Source organism: Acidiphilium sp. JA12-A1, assembly GCF_000724705.2.
Lineage (GTDB): Bacteria > Pseudomonadota > Alphaproteobacteria > Acetobacterales > Acetobacteraceae > Acidiphilium > Acidiphilium multivorum.
In genome coordinates, this window is the sequence record NZ_JFHO01000075.1 from 1 (window position 1) to 15,643 (window position 15,643).

Annotated in this window: 14 protein-coding genes and 1 tRNA gene; 8 read left to right on the forward strand and 7 right to left on the reverse strand. The window is 70.5% G+C overall.

All coding sequences use genetic code 11. The features are described 5' to 3' along the window. Together RT91_RS14220 and RT91_RS14225 are read left to right on the forward strand one after the other, a co-directional pair. Positions 1-547: nucleotide-binding domain containing protein (locus RT91_RS14220; RefSeq protein WP_035187881.1), on the forward strand; the 547-nt coding region annotated here is incomplete at its 5' end. Between the two features lie 17 nt (positions 548-564). Further along, positions 565-638 (forward strand) — tRNA-Gly (locus RT91_RS14225). On the opposite strand, the gene RT91_RS20700 is transcribed toward RT91_RS14225, so the two are convergent. Then, on the reverse strand, positions 627-2,180 hold the full coding sequence (locus RT91_RS20700) for a hypothetical protein (protein ID WP_082468613.1): 1,554 nt from the start codon (positions 2,178-2,180) through the stop codon (positions 627-629). The two genes, RT91_RS14225 and RT91_RS20700, sit on opposite strands and share 12 nt — an antisense overlap. A 229-nt stretch (positions 2,181-2,409) precedes the next feature. On the opposite strand from RT91_RS20700, the gene RT91_RS14235 reads away from it, so the two are divergent. Genes RT91_RS14235 through RT91_RS14245 form a run of 3 tightly spaced genes read left to right on the forward strand, consistent with a single transcriptional unit; the run spans position 2,410 to position 5,329 of the window. Continuing rightward, entirely contained in the window at positions 2,410-3,903 is a 1,494-nt protein-coding gene (locus tag RT91_RS14235) for a DUF2142 domain-containing protein (protein ID WP_035187900.1), read from the forward strand. A 36-nt stretch (positions 3,904-3,939) separates the two neighbouring features. After that, entirely contained in the window at positions 3,940-4,980 is a 1,041-nt protein-coding gene (locus RT91_RS14240; protein ID WP_007422534.1) for a glycosyltransferase family 2 protein, read from the forward strand. Next, complete coding sequence (locus RT91_RS14245) at positions 4,970-5,329, forward strand: EamA family transporter (protein ID WP_012040042.1); 360 nt, start codon at positions 4,970-4,972, stop codon at positions 5,327-5,329. Before RT91_RS14240 ends, RT91_RS14245 begins: the two co-directional genes overlap by 11 nt. A 12-nt stretch (positions 5,330-5,341) precedes the next feature. On the opposite strand, the gene RT91_RS14250 is transcribed toward RT91_RS14245, so the two are convergent. Continuing rightward, positions 5,342-6,430 carry an MraY family glycosyltransferase gene (locus RT91_RS14250; RefSeq protein ID WP_007422536.1) on the reverse strand — a complete coding sequence of 363 codons (1,089 nt, stop codon included), beginning with the start codon at positions 6,428-6,430 and terminating at the stop codon, positions 5,342-5,344. A gap of 48 nt (positions 6,431-6,478) precedes the next feature. Continuing rightward, positions 6,479-7,405, reverse strand: coding sequence for a LysR family transcriptional regulator (locus RT91_RS14255; RefSeq protein WP_231844425.1), 927 nt, complete (start codon positions 7,403-7,405; stop codon positions 6,479-6,481). Between the two features lie 115 nt (positions 7,406-7,520). Here RT91_RS14255 and RT91_RS14260 point away from each other — a divergent pair, with 115 nt between their 5' ends. Continuing rightward, positions 7,521-8,693, forward strand: a complete 1,173-nt coding sequence (locus tag RT91_RS14260; RefSeq protein ID WP_007422538.1) for an aminoacetone oxidase family FAD-binding enzyme — start codon at positions 7,521-7,523, stop codon at positions 8,691-8,693. Positions 8,694-8,700: 7 nt separating this feature from the next. Here the strand turns inward: RT91_RS14260 and RT91_RS14265 are convergent, their stop codons facing one another. The 4 genes from RT91_RS14265 to RT91_RS14280 all read right to left on the reverse strand — a co-directional run bounded on the left by RT91_RS14265 (position 8,701) and on the right by RT91_RS14280 (position 13,986). Then, the gene (locus RT91_RS14265) at positions 8,701-10,260 is read right to left on the reverse strand and encodes a tetratricopeptide repeat protein (RefSeq protein WP_240314312.1); all 1,560 of its coding nucleotides are present in this window, start codon (positions 10,258-10,260) and stop codon (positions 8,701-8,703) included. Between the two features lie 69 nt (positions 10,261-10,329). Continuing rightward, positions 10,330-10,797: a DNA polymerase III subunit chi gene (locus tag RT91_RS14270; protein ID WP_035187890.1), complete on the reverse strand. Its 468-nt coding sequence runs from the start codon at positions 10,795-10,797 to the stop codon at positions 10,330-10,332. Between the two features lie 4 nt (positions 10,798-10,801). Then, on the reverse strand, positions 10,802-11,890 hold the full coding sequence (locus RT91_RS14275) for an Mrp/NBP35 family ATP-binding protein (protein ID WP_035187892.1): 1,089 nt from the start codon (positions 11,888-11,890) through the stop codon (positions 10,802-10,804). Positions 11,891-11,931: 41 nt separating this feature from the next. Further along, positions 11,932-13,986, reverse strand: a complete 2,055-nt coding sequence (locus tag RT91_RS14280) for a thioredoxin domain-containing protein (RefSeq protein ID WP_035187895.1) — start codon at positions 13,984-13,986, stop codon at positions 11,932-11,934. Positions 13,987-14,085: 99 nt separating this feature from the next. Here RT91_RS14280 and RT91_RS14285 point away from each other — a divergent pair, with 99 nt between their 5' ends. Continuing rightward, complete coding sequence (locus RT91_RS14285; RefSeq protein WP_007424351.1) at positions 14,086-14,436, forward strand: ferredoxin; 351 nt, start codon at positions 14,086-14,088, stop codon at positions 14,434-14,436. Continuing rightward, positions 14,433-15,643: tRNA uridine-5-carboxymethylaminomethyl(34) synthesis GTPase MnmE (gene mnmE, locus RT91_RS14290; RefSeq protein WP_035187898.1), on the forward strand; the 1,211-nt coding region annotated here is incomplete at its 3' end. The genes RT91_RS14285 and mnmE, both read left to right, overlap by 4 nt.

Sequence of the window (15,643 nt, forward strand, 5' to 3'; positions counted from 1 at the left end):
CGCCCCCGATTTCCCCGCGCCGGAAGGGCCGGCCGCGATCATCGCCGGCAGTTGCTCGGCGGCGACGCTGGACCAGATCGCGGCGGTGAGGGGGCGGATACCGATCTGCCATCTCGACGCCGACTCCCTGCTCGCGGGCGATATGTCCGCCGCCCTCGACTGGGCCGGTGAACTGCTCGATTCCGGCCCCGTCCTGCTCGCCAGCTCGGCGACGCCGGAGGCGGTCGCGGCGCTGAAATCCGCCCATGGCGCCGAGGTCGGCGCGCGGATCGAAGCCGCCCTCGCCACCCTCGCCGCGGGGCTCGCCGATCGCGGTGTGCGCCGCCTGATCGTCGCCGGCGGTGAAACCTCGGGCGCGATCGTCGACCGTCTCGGCATCCCCGCCTTCGAGATCGGCGCCGAAATCGCCCCCGGCGTGCCGCTGCTGCGCAGCATCGAGCCCGAGCCGCGTCTCTTCGCCCTCAAATCCGGCAATTTCGGCGGCACGGACTTTTTCCCCCGCGCCCTCGCCGCCATGGGAGTTGCGCCAACGCCCGGCGCGGACTAAATCTCGGCTCGCGCCACGCGGGTATGATGTAATGGTAGCCTGTCAGCTTCCCAAGCTGAACGCGCGGGTTCGATTCCCGCTACCCGCTCCAGCGCGAACCCTCTGCTTCCCGCGCGAATTGCTTCCGATGCGATGACTCGACCTGTTTCGGGTCGCGACGGATACGGCACAGCTCGATTGACCGCTGCACCGGCGAGTGGACGATGCGGCACGCGCCGGAACCGACCGACGTGCCGAACCGCGCGAGCGCTGGAGCGGCGTGCGTGACCGGGCGGTTGGTCAGCAGGAACGCCGGCCGGCTCCGCGCGAGGCGCCGCCGCACGATGCGTTGCTCCGCCGGATCCAGCGCGAGGTCCTGCATGTTCACGAAGCGGCTACCGGAAGTGGCAAGCCGCACGACGACGTAGCCGAGCGGGGCGCCCCGCATCAGCACCAGCGCGCCGCTGGGCAGAACCGGCACCTTTCCCTCGACCAGGCTTTCCCCATAGCCGATCCGGCCCCAGCCGATCGGTTTGGTCGTGACCAGGCAGAACACCAGCAGCGCCAGAGCGAGGCGGGTCACTGTCGCCCTCGCGAAGCGGCGTTGCAGGACGGTCACCACGAAAATTCCCGTGCAGACCTCGAGCGGCAGCGCGTAGCGCAGGATCGAGAACACCATCAGCCAGATCGGGTAGGCCACGACAATGAACCACCAGAGCGCGAGCGTCGGCGCTTCCGGGCGCTCCATCCGCCGGCGCAGCAGCCCGACGCCCGCGGCGAGCGCCGCGAGCCAGGCGAGGGCGAAGCGCGGATCGCGCAACGGTTCCTCGGACACGACGAAGCTTCGCCCCTCGATCCAATATAACGGATAGGCGATCCATTGTCCCACCGATCGCGGCAGGAACCGTACGTCGTGCGGGTCGAGGCGTGGCGCGAGGGGCGCATGGAACAGCCCGCCCAGCAGCGGGAAGACCGGGTCGTGGAAATGGCGCCAGAGCAGGACGCCCCACCAGCCATACCCCACTGTGAAGGCGAGGGCGGATGTCGCCGTGAAGATGCCCGCATTGCGGAACAGGTCGCGCCGTGCCGGCGCCATGATCGCGACGGCGCCCGCCAGCGGTAGCACATAGATCGCGGCGGTCAGCTTGAGCGCGACGGCAAGCCCGCACAACCCGCCAGCGATGGCGACGGCATGGCGCCAGAAGCGCACCACGCCGAGCAGTGCGAGAAGCACGAGGCCGGCGGTCAGGATGTCGTCATAGGTCGTGCCGACTTCGGACAGCGTCGTGGCGCCGGTAAGCCCGGTCAGGGCGGCGAAGGTCGCGGCCCATGGTTCGCCGACCAGAGTGCGCGCGAGTTGGAAGACGACGAAGGCCAGGAACCCGAACGGAAGGCCGGCGCACAGGGCGACGATCCGCGGCGCATGCGGGAACAGGACGAATTTCGCCATGTAATAGGGCATGTCTTCGAGCGGGTTGAGATAGGCCTGAAACCCGCCGGCGAAGTAATCGGCGCCGAGCCGCCCGTTCAGCGCCGCGAAGGGCGCGTACAGGTGATAGTTCTGCAGATCCCAGTTCGCATCGGTCCGGCACGACAACGACAGGAGCGCGCCCACGACCAGAAAGGCCGCAAGTTCCAGGATCCACCGCTGCACGTATAGCCGTCGCATCAATCTGTCTCTCCGAATGAGCCCACCTTTCGGCGATCCGGTTCGCGCAGGCAAGACGCGGCGCGATTCGGGGTTTTCCGCGCTACTGACGGACCGTTTGCCATTCTGCCCAATCGGCTGGTATTGTCATTTGCATTAACGTTACCGCGGAAAGCCACTCCGCCATTTCACGACGGCCGGCACCAGGCGGGCCCGAAGATATTTGGAGTTCGAGATGCCGGACCTGTTGCCGGGCCATGTCTTCCGCATGCGGATCGATTTCGGTTCGTCGCGGCCCGACGCCCGTCGTTTGTTCCTTGTCGCGGCATTCGTGTTTCTCAGCGGCTGGTGCGGATTGCGCCTGGTCTATGCGACCCCGATGGGCGAGGTGGCGGACGAGCCGTCGCATATCGCCCGGGCCGCGGGGCTGCTCGATTTCGACATTCTTGGTCACCGTGCGGTCATCGGCCATACGCAGGTCTCGGGTCTTTTCGTGAATGACGGGGTCCTCCGCGCCAGCCTGTCGGAATTCCGCCCGCTCCGGCATCGGCTCCTGACCCCGGCGGACCGCGCCAGGGCGGCGGCGATACCCTGGTCTTCCGGCCCGCCCGTCTATTTCGTGGCGAGCGGGAGCATCGAATATCTCCCGGTGCTGTACATGCCCGGCGCGCTGGGGATCGCGGCGGGGCGGCTGATCGGGCTGCGTCCCCTCGGCGCGCTTTATCTCGGCCGCGTCTTCATGCTGCTGGGTTATCTCACGCTGGGCGCGCTCGCCCTGTTCATCGCGCGGTTCGGCGCGGTGTTGCTGTTCGCGCTGCTCAGCCTGCCGATGACGGTTTCGCTCGCGGCGTCCTTCAACCAGGACGGCATGATCATCGCCACCTGCGCGCTCGCCGGCGCCCTGCTCACCCACGACCCGGCCACGCGGCCGGCGTTCCGCTGGCTGGCGGCGGGGCTGCTCGCGATCATGGTCTGCTCGAAGCCGCCCTATGGCCTGCTGGTGTTCTGCGCCGCGATGCCGGTGATGGAGCGCGGCCTGTGGCGGCGGCTCGTCGCGGCCGGGCTGTGCGGGATTCCCGCCACGATCTGGCTTGCCGTGATGATGCGGACGAGCTTCGTGCCGCGCGACGTCACGCCCTACCCGGCCGGACCGCTCTGGCCCGGCCGTCCCGGCCAGATGTTCGACAGCATCGACGTGATGGCGAACCTGCATGTCCTGCTCGCCCACCCGGCGCAGATCGTGGCGATACCGGTCCGCTATGTCGAGACCTATTTCAATGTGCTGGTGGCCGAGTTCATCGGTGATCTCGGCTGGCTGAACGTTCCGATTCCATCCTGGCTGCGCGAGGCCTGGCTGGTCGCCCTGCTGCTGGCCTGCTGCGCCGTGCCGCTCATGCAGCGCCGCGGGGCGCGGCGCTGGACGCTGCCCGATGGCGGCTTCACCCTGTCGCTCGTGCTGGCCAGCGTGATCGCGGTCTGCCTGTCGCTGTATGTGTCATGGACGCCGGTCGGCGCGACGATGCTCATGGGCGTCCAGGGGCGGTATTTCCTGCCGCTGGTTCCCTTCGTTCCGCTGCTGGTTCCGCGCCCGTCGCCGCGATGGCGGGCATCCGCCCTGCCGGCGCCGCTCTCGGCCGTGCTCGGGTTCGTCCTGGTCGCCCCGGTCCTGATCCTGTCGGCCGTCGACATCGCCGTGCTGCCGGCGGTGATCCGGCACAGGTTCTGGTAGGCGGCATCCCGTGGCCCACACTCCACGAGATCCGGCATGATGGACAACCGGCCGCAGGAGCCGCTCCGGTCGCGCTCACCGGGCCCGCCGCCGCCGCGGGTGGCGCGGATCGCCGTTGTCATTCCGAGCTATCGCGTGACCGCGCATATCCTCGACGTGCTGGCGCGGATCGGCCCCGAGGTTGCGGCGATCTATGTCGTCGACGACCGCTGCCCCGACCGGTCGGGGGATTTCGTGCAGGCGCATTGCGCCGATGCGCGGGTGAGGGTCATCCGCCGCCAGGATAATGGCGGGGTCGGCCTCGCGACCATCACCGGCTACCGTCAGGCCATGGCGGATGGCTGCGACATTCTCGTGAAGATCGACGGCGACGGCCAGATGGACCCGCGCCTGCTGCCCCGCTTCGTGCGGCCGATCCTCGATGGAACCGCCGACTACGCGAAGGGCAACCGCTTCTTCAATCCCGAGGACGTGCGGTCGATGCCGGCGGTGCGGCTCGCCGGCAATGCGGTGCTGTCGTTCATGACCAAGCTCTCGTCCGGCTACTGGAACATCTTCGACCCGACCAACGGCTACACCGCGGTCCATGCGCGAACGCTGGCGCAGCTTCCGCTGGAGCGCATCGCCCCGCGCTATTTCTTCGAATCCGACCTGCTGTTCCGGCTCGGCACGATCAGGGCGGCGGTGATCGATATCCCGATGACGGCGGTTTATGGCGAGGAGCGCAGCCATCTGCGGATATTCCGCGTGATTCCCGCCTTCCTTGCCGGGCATGCGCGCAACTTCGCCAAGCGGATCGTCTACAACTACGTCCTGCGCGACTTCTCGATCGCCACGCTCGAACTGGCATTCGGTGCGCTGATCCTGGTGTTCGGCGTGATCTTCGGCGCGTGGAACTGGGCCATCAACGCCTCCCGCGGCATCATCACCAGTTCGGGCACGGTCATGCTGAGCGCGCTGCCCATCATCGCCGGACTGCAGATGATCCTGTCCTTCATCAATTACGACATTCTGTCGGTGCCGCGGCGCGCGCTCCACCCGTTTCTGTCCGCAGGCGAGGACGAAGGTGATCGATAACCTGATTCTGCTGCTGTTCACGCTGCTGATGGCGAGCGGCCAGCTCCTGTTCCGCAAGGTGGGGCTGGACCTGCGCGGTCATTCCCTGGCCAGCGGCGTGCCCGTGCTGCTGCGCGCGCCGGCGCTCTACGCGGCGCTCGCGCTTTACGGCATCGCGACGCTGATCTGGATCTGGATCCTCTCGCGCGTGCCGCTCAGCCGGGCCTATCCCTATGTCGCGCTGGGCGTCGTCCTGGTTCCGCTGGCGTCGCGCGCCGTCTATGGCGATGCGATCCGCCCGATCTTCTGGCTCGGCGCGCTGCTGATCGTGGCCGGCATCCTGGTGACGCAGCTCGGCAGCTCCGGCTGATCGCGCCTTCGCCTATCCCCAGTCGCCGAGGTTCACCGCGCGCGCCCTGCGGATGACGAAGCCGGCCCAGAGCGCGAAGGGGAGCAGCGGCGCGAAGACCACCAGCGGCTTCCACGCCGTCGCCGCGTTGAGGAACCCGATCACCACAACGCCGCCGAACGCCGCGAACCCCCAGTAGACCACCGCGACGATCCGCGGATCGACCCCGGCGCGGTGGGCGACCTGATACAGATGCCCGCGATGCGCCCGCGCGAGGTTCCTGCCGGCCAGGGCCCGCCGCGCGAGGGTGAAGCTCACATCCAGCAGCACGCCCGAGAGCAGCAGCGGCACCACGAGGAACGAGAGCGGGACGTGCTGGTAATGCGTCGCCGCGAGCCCCAGCACCGCCAGCATGAAACCGCAGAACTGGCTGCCGACATCGCCCATGAAAATCCGCGCGCGCGGCCAGTTGAACGGCAGGAACCCGGCCACGCCGCCGGCCAGCAGCAGGGCCGTGGTGTAGACGAAGAAGCCGCCATGCAGCCCGGCGATGCCGGCGAGGAACAGGCAGGTGACCAGCGTCGTGCCGGCCGCGAGACCGTCCAGCCCGTCGATGAAGTTCATCGCATTGGTGACGAACAGGATCCAGCCGACCGAGAGCACCGGCCCCGCCGCGCCAAGCGCCACCCCACCGATCAGCGGCAGGTCGAACCGCACCGCCGAAATCCCCGATCCCACCGCGACCACGGCGGCGACGCACTGCGCCCCCAGCTTCACCGCGAAGGGAAAATCCTTCAGGTCGTCGAGCAGCGAAACGGCCGCGATGAGCGCGGCCGCCGCGATCACCCCGAGAAACACCGGAGCCGCGAGGCGCGAGACATGGCCGTAGCGGTACAGCAGCAGGATGCCGAGCATGAAGGCGCCGACGATGCCGACGCCGCCGGATTTCGGCATCACCCTGGTGTGCGCCTTGCGGGCGTCCGGCCGGTCGGGAACGCCGATGGCGATCATCAGCCGCACGACGAAGCCTGAAAACAGCGCGAGGCCGGCGAACAGCGCGAGATGGCGCGGCAGGGCGAGTGTCGCAATGCCCGGATGGGCGAAATAGGGAACCGTGTTCATGCGGCGCGGACCATGACCGAAGTTCGGGCCGGCATCAATTGCGTCCGCTCACCCGCTGTTTGCGGCCGCCCCGGTGCCGGGCATGAACGCGGCGCCGTTCTCCCGCAGGAAGCCGAGCAGCGTGGCCGAGGCGGGCATCGTCGTCCGTTCCGCGAGATGCACCGCATACCACTGCCGCACCACCGGCGTGCCCCGGATGTCGAGCCGCGCCAGCCGGCCGTCGCGCAGCTCGGCGTCGACGGTGTGCGCCGAGAGGAACGCGATGCCAAGTCCGGCCATGACGGCCTGCTTGATCGTCTCGTTGCTGCCGATCTGCATGCCGATGCGCGGCGAAATGCCGGCGGCGGCGGCGTAATCCTCCATCAGCCGGCGCGTGCCGCTGCCGGCCTCGCGCACCAGCAGCACCTCGTCGTTCAGTTCCGCCGGCGGAATGTCGCGCCGCCCCGCGAGGCGGTGGCCCGGTGGGGCGATCACCACGTGCGGATGGTCGCCGATCAGGTCGGCGATCACCTTCATGTCGGTCGGCGGCCGGCCCATGATCGCGAGATCGACGTCATGCTGCGCGAGGCCGGCGATGATCTCGTCGCGGTTGCCGACCGTCAGCTTGAGCTCGATCCCCGGATGCGCGGCGGCGAAGGCGGCGAGGGCGCGCGGCGCGTAGTATTTCGCCGTGCTGATGATGCCGACATGCACGGCCCCGCGCTCCGCCCCGCTCAACGCCGCGATGCCGGCCTCGGTCTCGCGCAGCACCGCCTCGATCCGCGCGGCCGACTCGGCGACGATCCGCCCCGCCGCGGTCAGCGCCATGCCGCCGGTCGAGCGCTCGACCAGAGGCACGCCGAGCTGGTCCTCGATCGCCTTGATCTGCAGCGTTACCGCCGGCGGGGACACATGCAGGTCGCCCGCCGCCCGCGTCACCGAACCGTGGCGGCCGAGTGCGGCGACGGCGCGCATCTGCCGAAGCGTGATGTTCATCATCCGATGAAAGTAACGCTTAATTTTTCCTCCGGCAAATTAAGCGTTTCAAATTTTTGTTCTTTCGCCATCCTGCTTTAAGGCGGGCGCTTCGGTTGGTGCCCTGGGAGCGGGAATGCGGCAGTTCGACGTGATCATTCTGGGCGCCGGGGCCGCCGGGCTGATGGCCGCCATCGCCGCCGGGCGGCGCGGCCGCCGCGTGCTGGTGCTCGACCATGCGCCGGAAGCGGGCCGCAAGATCCTGATTTCGGGCGGCGGGCGCTGCAACTTCACGAACATCCATACCGCGCCGGACCGCTTCTTCTCGGAGAACCGGCGGTTCTGCGCCTCGGCGCTCGCCGGGTTTTCGCCGCGCGACTTTCTCGCCATGGTCGAGGCGCACCGCATCGCCTGGCACGAGAAGACGCTCGGCCAGCTGTTCTGCGATGGGCCGGCCCGCGCCATCGTCGCCATGCTGCTCGCCGAATGCGCCGCCGCCGGCGTGGAAATCCGCACGCTCTGCACCATCACCGAGGTCGGCGGCGGGCCCGACTTCCGCCTCGACACCTCGGCCGGCCCGTTCGCCGCCGGATCGCTGATCCTCGCGACCGGCGGCCTGTCGATCCCGAAACTCGGCGCGACCGGCTTCGCCCACGACCTCGCCGCCCGCTTCGGCCTTCGCATCGTCCCCCCGCGCCCGGCGCTGGTGCCCTTCGTGCTGGAGGGGGAGGAACGCGCCCGCGCCACCCCGCTGGCCGGCGTGTCGCAACCGGTCGTCGCCGCCTGCGGCCGTGCCCGCTTCCGCGAGGCGATGCTGTTCACCCATCGCGGCCTGTCCGGCCCCGCGATCCTGCAGGTCTCGACCGCCTGGCGCGAGGGGATGACGGTGGGGATCGATCTGCTGCCCGACGAAGGCCCGGATTTTCTGCTCCGCCGCAAGCGCGAGGCGCCGAAATCCGCGCTGCGCACGCTGCTCGGCGGGGTGATGCCGCAGCGCATGGCGGATGCGTTCATGCCCGCCGCGTTGCCTCCCGGCCCGGTCGCGGCCATCGCCGACCGCGCGCTGCTCGACCTCGGCGCCCGGCTCAAGTCCTGGCGGATCGTTCCCGCGGGAACGGAAGGCTATGTGAAGGCCGAGGTCACCGCCGGCGGGGTGGACACGGCCGGCCTGTCGCAGCGGACCCTGGCGGCGGCGGGCGTGCCCGGCCTTTTCGTGGTCGGCGAGGCGGTGGATGTCACCGGCTGGCTCGGCGGTTACAATTTCCAGTGGGCCTGGGCGAGCGGCTGGGCCGCCGGCAGCGCCGCCTGACGGTCAATCAGGCCGGAATTCGTGCGGGCCCCCGCAGGATCGGCCCGTTGCCGGCGCCGGTTATCTTGGCCGTGCGCGGCGCTGCGGGGGCAGCGGCCGGCTTTGTGGGGGCGGTCGGTGTCGCGACGCGGCGCGGCTGGTGCGCAGCCGCGAGGGCCCGCAGATCCGTCGCCACCCGGCCGAGCACCTCGGTCCAGTCGCCCTGCGTGCGCTGGCGATAGATCCGCATCGTCGGGTACCAGGGGGTATCCTCGCGATCCTGCATCCAGCGCCAGCAGCCGTCCCGGCGGGACAGCATCCAGACCGGCTTGCCCATCGCGCCGGCAAGATGGGCCACGGAGGTATCGACCGCGATCACGAGGTCGAGCTGCGCGACCAGCGCCGCGGTATCCGCGAAATCCGCGACCCCACCCATCAGGTCGACCGCATCGAGCTCCGCGGGCAACCCGGCGCGGTCCTTTTGCAGGTTGTAGAACCGCACACCCGGCACCTCGGCGAGGCGCGACAGCAGGGCGGGATTGCCGATCGAGCGCCTGCGGTCGATGACCTCGCAGTCGATATCGTCGGGGCGTGCTCCGCCAGCCCAGACCAGCCCGACGCGCAGGCGCGGCTCGTCGCCGACCCGTGTCGCCCAGGCGGTCCGCAGCGCGTCCGGCGGGGCGAGATAGGGCAAGGTCGCCGGGATGGTCTGTACCGTGGTGCCGAACAGCCAGGGCAGGCTCATCAGCAGGCAGTGCATGTCGGTGGGCGCGCTGGCGCCGCGCGGAACCACCTCGGCAACGCCGGGCACCGAGCGCAGCAGCCGCTCCAGCCCCGGCTGGGCTTCGAGCACGACCGTGGCGCCCCGCGCGGCGACCAGCGGCGCGTAGCGGACGAATTGCAGCGTGTCGCCCAGCCCTTGTTCGGCCACCAGCAGGATGCGGCGGCCGGCGGGATCCTCGCCGCGCCAGAGCGGCCCGGCCTGCGGGGCCACCGGCTCGCGCCGGCGCCATTCATGCTCGGCCCAGCCGCGTTTGAAATCGCCCGCCGCCAGCATCGCGAGCGCGCGGTTGTAGCGCCAGGTCGGGTTGTCGGGCTCCAGCCGGTAGCAGCGCTCGTGCATCACCAGCGCGGCGTCGACCTGGCCGAGGCAGTGCAGCGCGTTCGCCAGATTGTTGAGCACGCCCGCATGCAGGGGATCGAGCGCCAGCGCCTCGCCATAGAACCGCGCCGCCTCGGGGAATTCGCCGAGATCGAAATGCTTGCCGGCGAGGCAGATCAGCGTGTCGACATCGCGGGGCATCCGCGCTGCGGCCTCCTGCGCCATGGCCTTGGCGTCGTCGAACATGTGGAGGCCGCGCAGGGCTTCCGCCAGGGCGCAATAGACGGGGGCGAAATCGGGGGCCATGCGCACGCAGGTCAGATAGCTCTCCACCGACTCGATCAGCCGGCCAGCCTTCTGCAACGCGTTGCCGCGATTGTACAGCGCCTCCACCCGGTCCGGCTCGCGCGCGAGGCAGGACGCGAAGGCCGCCGCCGCATCGTCGTACCGGCCGGCGTTGAAGGCGGCGTTGCCTTCGTCGAACATGTCTCTGGCGTGTGAATCCATCGGCGGCGGACCCTCTTGGTCTTTCGCCGCGAGATTCGCATGAAAGCCTTAACGCGAGGTTTCCGGCGCGACTTCCGCCTGCCTGATCCAGCCGGTCTCGCCCTGCTGCCAGTAGGTCAGCGCATGTCCGGCGGCGCGCGCGGCCTTCCAGCGGGCGCGCGCGGCGGCCACCGCGTCGGGGTCGTTGCCGTCGAACAGGTCGAACACCCGCTCGAAGCGGGCGAGATCCGCCGTCGCGCCATCCACCAGGAACAGGAACCGCGCGTCGTTCGGCACGTCGTCGCCGGTGGTGAGCCAGACCGGCTGGTCGGGGCCATGACCCATCGCGGCGGTGCCGTGCGGCAGCCAGTCCACCCCCGGCGCGAGCCAGAGGGCGGCGTCCAGCGCCTCGATCCGGGCGGGATCGGTGCCGCGCACCACCGCCCGCGCGCCGGCGGCGAGGGTGCGGGCGAGCAGGGCGGGCAGGGCGGCCTCCAGCCCGGTACGCGTCAGGTGGTAGAAGCCGACCTGGGCCATCGTCTCATTCGATGACGATGCGCGGCCCGCGCGCCGGGCCGGCGCCGTCGAGCCCCGCCGCCACCGCCGTGGCCACCGCGGCGAAGGCGCGCCCGGCCTCGCTCTCCGGCGCGCTGGCGGCGATCGGCGTGCCGGCATCCGAGGTCTCGCGGATCGGTGCCAGCAGCGGCACCGCGCCGAGGAAGGGCACGCCGAGCCGCCCCGCCTCGGCCTCGGCGCCGCCATGGCCGAAAATATCGGTCCGCGTGCCGCAATTCGGGCAGCAGAAGAAGCTCATGTTCTCGACCACGCCGAGGATCGGCACCCGCACCTGGCGGAACATCGAAATGCCGCGCCGCGCATCGAGCAGCGAGATGTCCTGCGGGGTGGAGACGATCACCGCGCCGGCGAGTTTCAGCCGCTGGGCGAGGGTGAGCTGCACGTCGCCGGTGCCGGGCGGCAGGTCGAGCACCATGACATCCAGCTCGGGCCAGGCGACCTGCGTCATCAGCTGGGTCAGCGCGTTGAGCACCATCGGCCCGCGCCAGACCATCGCGGTTTCCTCCTCGACGACATGACCGATCGAGATCGCCTTCAGCCCCCAGGCCTCGATGGGCACGAGCTTGTTGCCCGCCATCTCGGGCTTGCCCTTCGTGCCGAGCATGCGCGGCAGCGAGGGGCCGTAGATGTCGGCATCGAGCAGGCCGACGCGCTTGCCCTGCCGCGCCAGCGCAACAGCTAGATTGACGGCGACGGTCGATTTCCCGACCCCGCCCTTGCCCGAGGCGACCGCGACGATCGAGCCCACCTGGCCGAGCAGCGTGCCCGGCTCCTGCGCCTGCGCCTGCGCCTGTGGCTGCGGGGCGGCGGCGCGCGGGGCGGTGAACATCACCGTCGCGTTGCGCACGCCCGGCATCGCGGCGAGATCGGCCTCCAGCGCCCGGCGCATCGGCTCCTGCCGCGCGGCATCCGCCTTCGCCACCATCAGCGCCACCTGCACCAGCCCCTCGCGGGTGGCGACGCTGTCCACCATGCCGGCGGGAATGCCCGCGCCCTCCGCCGTCCGGAAGGCGCCGATGCGCGCGCGCACCGCAGTTTCGTCTATCGCAGCCATGATCTGTCCTTGTCAGCCTCTGGGTCAGCCTGTGGTCGGGTTTACGCCACGCCGGCGCGTTGGGAAATCTGGCCGCGCAGCAGCGCCGGATCGCTCACCGGCAGCGAGCAGACCTGGGCGCGGCAGACGAAGGCGGCGGGTTCGGCGGCACTCTTGCCATGCGCCGGATGGCCTTCCGGCAGCGACGTGGCATCGCCCACCGGCAGCACCACCACCGCCGGGTCGAAATGGGCGAGGGCGGCGCGGTGCAGTGCGGCGAAGCGCGGATCGGCCGCATCGCCGACGATGACGACGCTCGCCCCCTCCTCCAGCAGCGCCGCCGCGCCGAGCAGGGTGGGGAAGGCGGAAAGGGCGCGCCGCTCGCCGGTATGCGCGCCGATCAGCGCTGCCGCCGCATCGCGATGCGCGGCGCTGCCGGTCAGGTGATGCAGGATCGCCAGCCCCTCGGCGAACAGGCCGGCGCCGGAGGGGGTCGCGTTGTCGAACGAGGCGCGGGGGCGGATGCCGCCGGGCAGGTCGGCCGCGTCCGCGGCGGTGAGATGAAGCCCACCCTGGCCGTCGCCGAAGGCGGCCAGCGTTGCCCCGGCGATAAGCTCCGCCTGGTCGAGATAGGCGGCGCGCCCGGTCGCCTGGTAGAGGGCCAGGGTGGCGCGCAGCATCGCCGCCTGGTCGTCGAGCAGGCCGGAGGCCGAGATCCTGCCCCGGCGGATCGCATGGTCGAACCGCCCGTCCTCGCGGCCGAGCAGGGCGGTGACGGCACCGTGCGCCGCGATGGCGAGATCGAGCCAGTCCGGCCGGGCGAAGACCGCGCTCGCCCGCGCGAGGGCGGCGATGGCGAGGCCGTTCCAGTCGGCCAGGATCTTGTCGTCCCAGCCGGGGCGGACCCTGCCTTCGCGGGCGGCGAACAGGCGGGCGCGCAGGGCGGCGAGGCGCGCCTCTGTCTCGGGGTGTTCGGGGTGCGTGGCACGGGTGAGGATCAGCTTGCCCTCCCAGTTGCCGGCGGCGGGGCAGGGGTAGTGATCCTCGAACAGCGCCATGTCCGCCCCGAGCACGGATGCGATCTCGTCGCGCGTCCAGACATAGAACTTACCTTCCTCGCCCTCGGAATCGGCGTCTTCCGAGGCGGCGAAGGCGAGCGTCCCGTCCGGCGCGGGGTCGTGCCGCGCCCGCATGTCCCGCCGCAGCCACTCGACCAGTTCGGCGGCGCGGGCGGCGAGCAGCAGGTCCGGCTCGGCGGCATGGGCGAGGGCGAGCAGGTCGAGCAGCTGCGCGTTGTCGTAGAGCATCTTCTCGAAATGCGGCACCAGCCAGCTTTCATCGGTGGCGTAGCGGGCGAAGCCGCCGCCGAGATGGTCGCAGATGCCGCCCTGGGCCATGCGCGCGAGCATCAGCGCGACGACCGCGCCCGCCTCGTGCCGGCCGGTGCGGGCATATTCGCCCCAGAGGAAGCGGAAGATCGGCGCGTTGGGGAATTTCGGCGCGCCGCGCAGCCCGCCTTCCTCCCAGTCCATCATGCCGAGGAACCGCTCGGTGACCGCCGCGAGGTCGCCGGGGGCGATCGGCGCGCCGGACTTCAGCTCGGCATGGGCGGCGATGCGCCTGAGCAGCGAGGCGCCGCTGCGGGCGAATTTCTCGCCGTCCTTTTTCCAGGCATCGGCGACCATTTCCAGCACCTGCCGGAACGAGGGCCGGCCCCAGCGCGGCTCGGGCGGGAAATAGGTGCCGCCGAAGATCGGCGCGCCATCCGGCGTCATGATCACGGTGAGCGGCCAGCCGCCCTGCTCGCCCATCGCCTGCACCGCGGTCATGTAGATGCCGTCGATGTCCGGCCGTTCCTCGCGATCGACCTTGATGTTGACGTAGAGCCGGTTCATCAGCGCCGCCGTCGCCGGGTCCTCGAAGCTCTCATGCGCCATCACGTGGCACCAGTGGCAGGCGGCATAGCCGATCGAGAGCAGGATCAGCCTGTTCGCCGCCCGTGCTGCCGCCAGCGTCGCGTCCGACCACATCTGCCAGTGGACCGGATTGTCGGCGTGCTGGAGCAGATAGGGCGAGGTGGCGTCGGCGAGGGTGTTGCGGTCGAGCGTGCTGGACATGGAGCTGCGGACTTTCTGAAGCGTTTCTGCTCCGGTAGATAGCAGTCCGGCGCCCGAACGCGAGGGCTCTTCCCGAGATTGATATGAAAGCTGAACGACATGAATGATGTTCCGGCGCAGCCTCCGTATTTCGCCCATCACGTCTTCGTCTGCGGCAATCACCGCCCGGAGGGACATCCGCGCGGCTCCTGCGGCGGCAAGGGATCGGAGAAACTGCGCGACTACATGAAGGCCCGCGCGAAGGAACTCGGCCTGCAGGGCGTGCGCATCAACGCCGCCGGCTGTCTCGACCGCTGCGAGCACGGGCCGACCGTGGTGATCTACCCGGCGGGGCGCTGGTATCGCGTGCCGGACCGCGACGCGGTGGACCGGATCCTGACCGAGGATTTGCAGGGCGGCCGCCCGGTCGCCGAGCTGATGCTGCCGGGCGAGGTCGCGCCGGCGAAATGAGTCTCGCTCCGTCCGACGTGATCTTCGCGCCGGCGAGCGGCGTCGGCGGCGCCATTTCGCTCCTCCGCCTCAGCGGGGCGGGGGTGGCGCGGGTGATCGGGGTGCTGGCCGGCAGCCTGCCGGCGCCACGCCGCGCCAGCCTGCGCAGTTTTCGCGATGGGCGGCGCGGAATCATCGACCGCGGGCTGCTGTTGTGGTTTCCCGGCCCGGCCAGCGTGACCGGCGAGGATTATGCCGAGTTCCACCTGCATGGCGGCCGGGCGGTGCGCGCGGCGATCACCGCCGCCCTGCTCGATCTCGGCGCGCGGCCGGCGGAACCGGGCGAGTTCTCCCGCCGCGCCTTTCTCAACAGCCGGCTCGACCTGCTGGAGGCCGAGGGCATCGCCGACCTGATCGACGCCGAGACCGAGGCGCAACGGCAACTCGCGCTCGACCTCGCGGGCGGGGCGATGAGTCGGGCGGTCGCCGCCTGGCGGGAGGCGCTGATCGGGCTGATGGCGCAGCTCGCGGCGCTGATCGACTTCGCGGATGAAGACCTGCCGGCGGAGGTGGAAGCCGCGATGCTGGCTTCGATGGCGCGGCTGCGCGACGAAATCGTTGCCGCCATCGGCGCCGGGCTTGCGGCCGAGCGGCTGCGCGAGGGGGTGGAGATCGTCGTGCTCGGCGCGCCGAATGCCGGCAAGTCCACCCTGGTCAACGCGCTTGCCGGCGAGGAGGTTGCGATCGTCTCCGACATTCCGGGGACGACGCGCGATGCGATCGGCGTGCGGCTCGATTTGGGTGGGGTTCCGGTCCGGCTGGTGGACACGGCGGGGCTGCGGCGGTCGGATGATGCGATCGAGGCGGAGGGCGTGCGCCGGGCCGAGGCCCATGCGCGCCGGGCTGATCTTTTGATCCTTTGCGGTGCTGCGCCCGATTTCGTAGTTCCCGACGCGCCTGCGGATGTGCCCGCGCTGCGGATCGCCACCAAGGCGGATCTGGGCGGCGCGGTACCGGCGGCGATGCTGGCGGTGAGTGCCCGGACAGGCGCGGGGCTGGCGGATCTGCTGGCCGCGTTGCGCGCGCGGGTGGAGGCGCTGGTCGAGCGCGGCGCCGGGCCGGCGCTGCCGCGGCCCCGGCAGATCGCCTGCCTGCGCGACGTGGCGGCGGCGCTGGACCGGGCGCTTGCCATCGACGTGCCGGAATTGCGGGCCGAGGAGATGCAGGC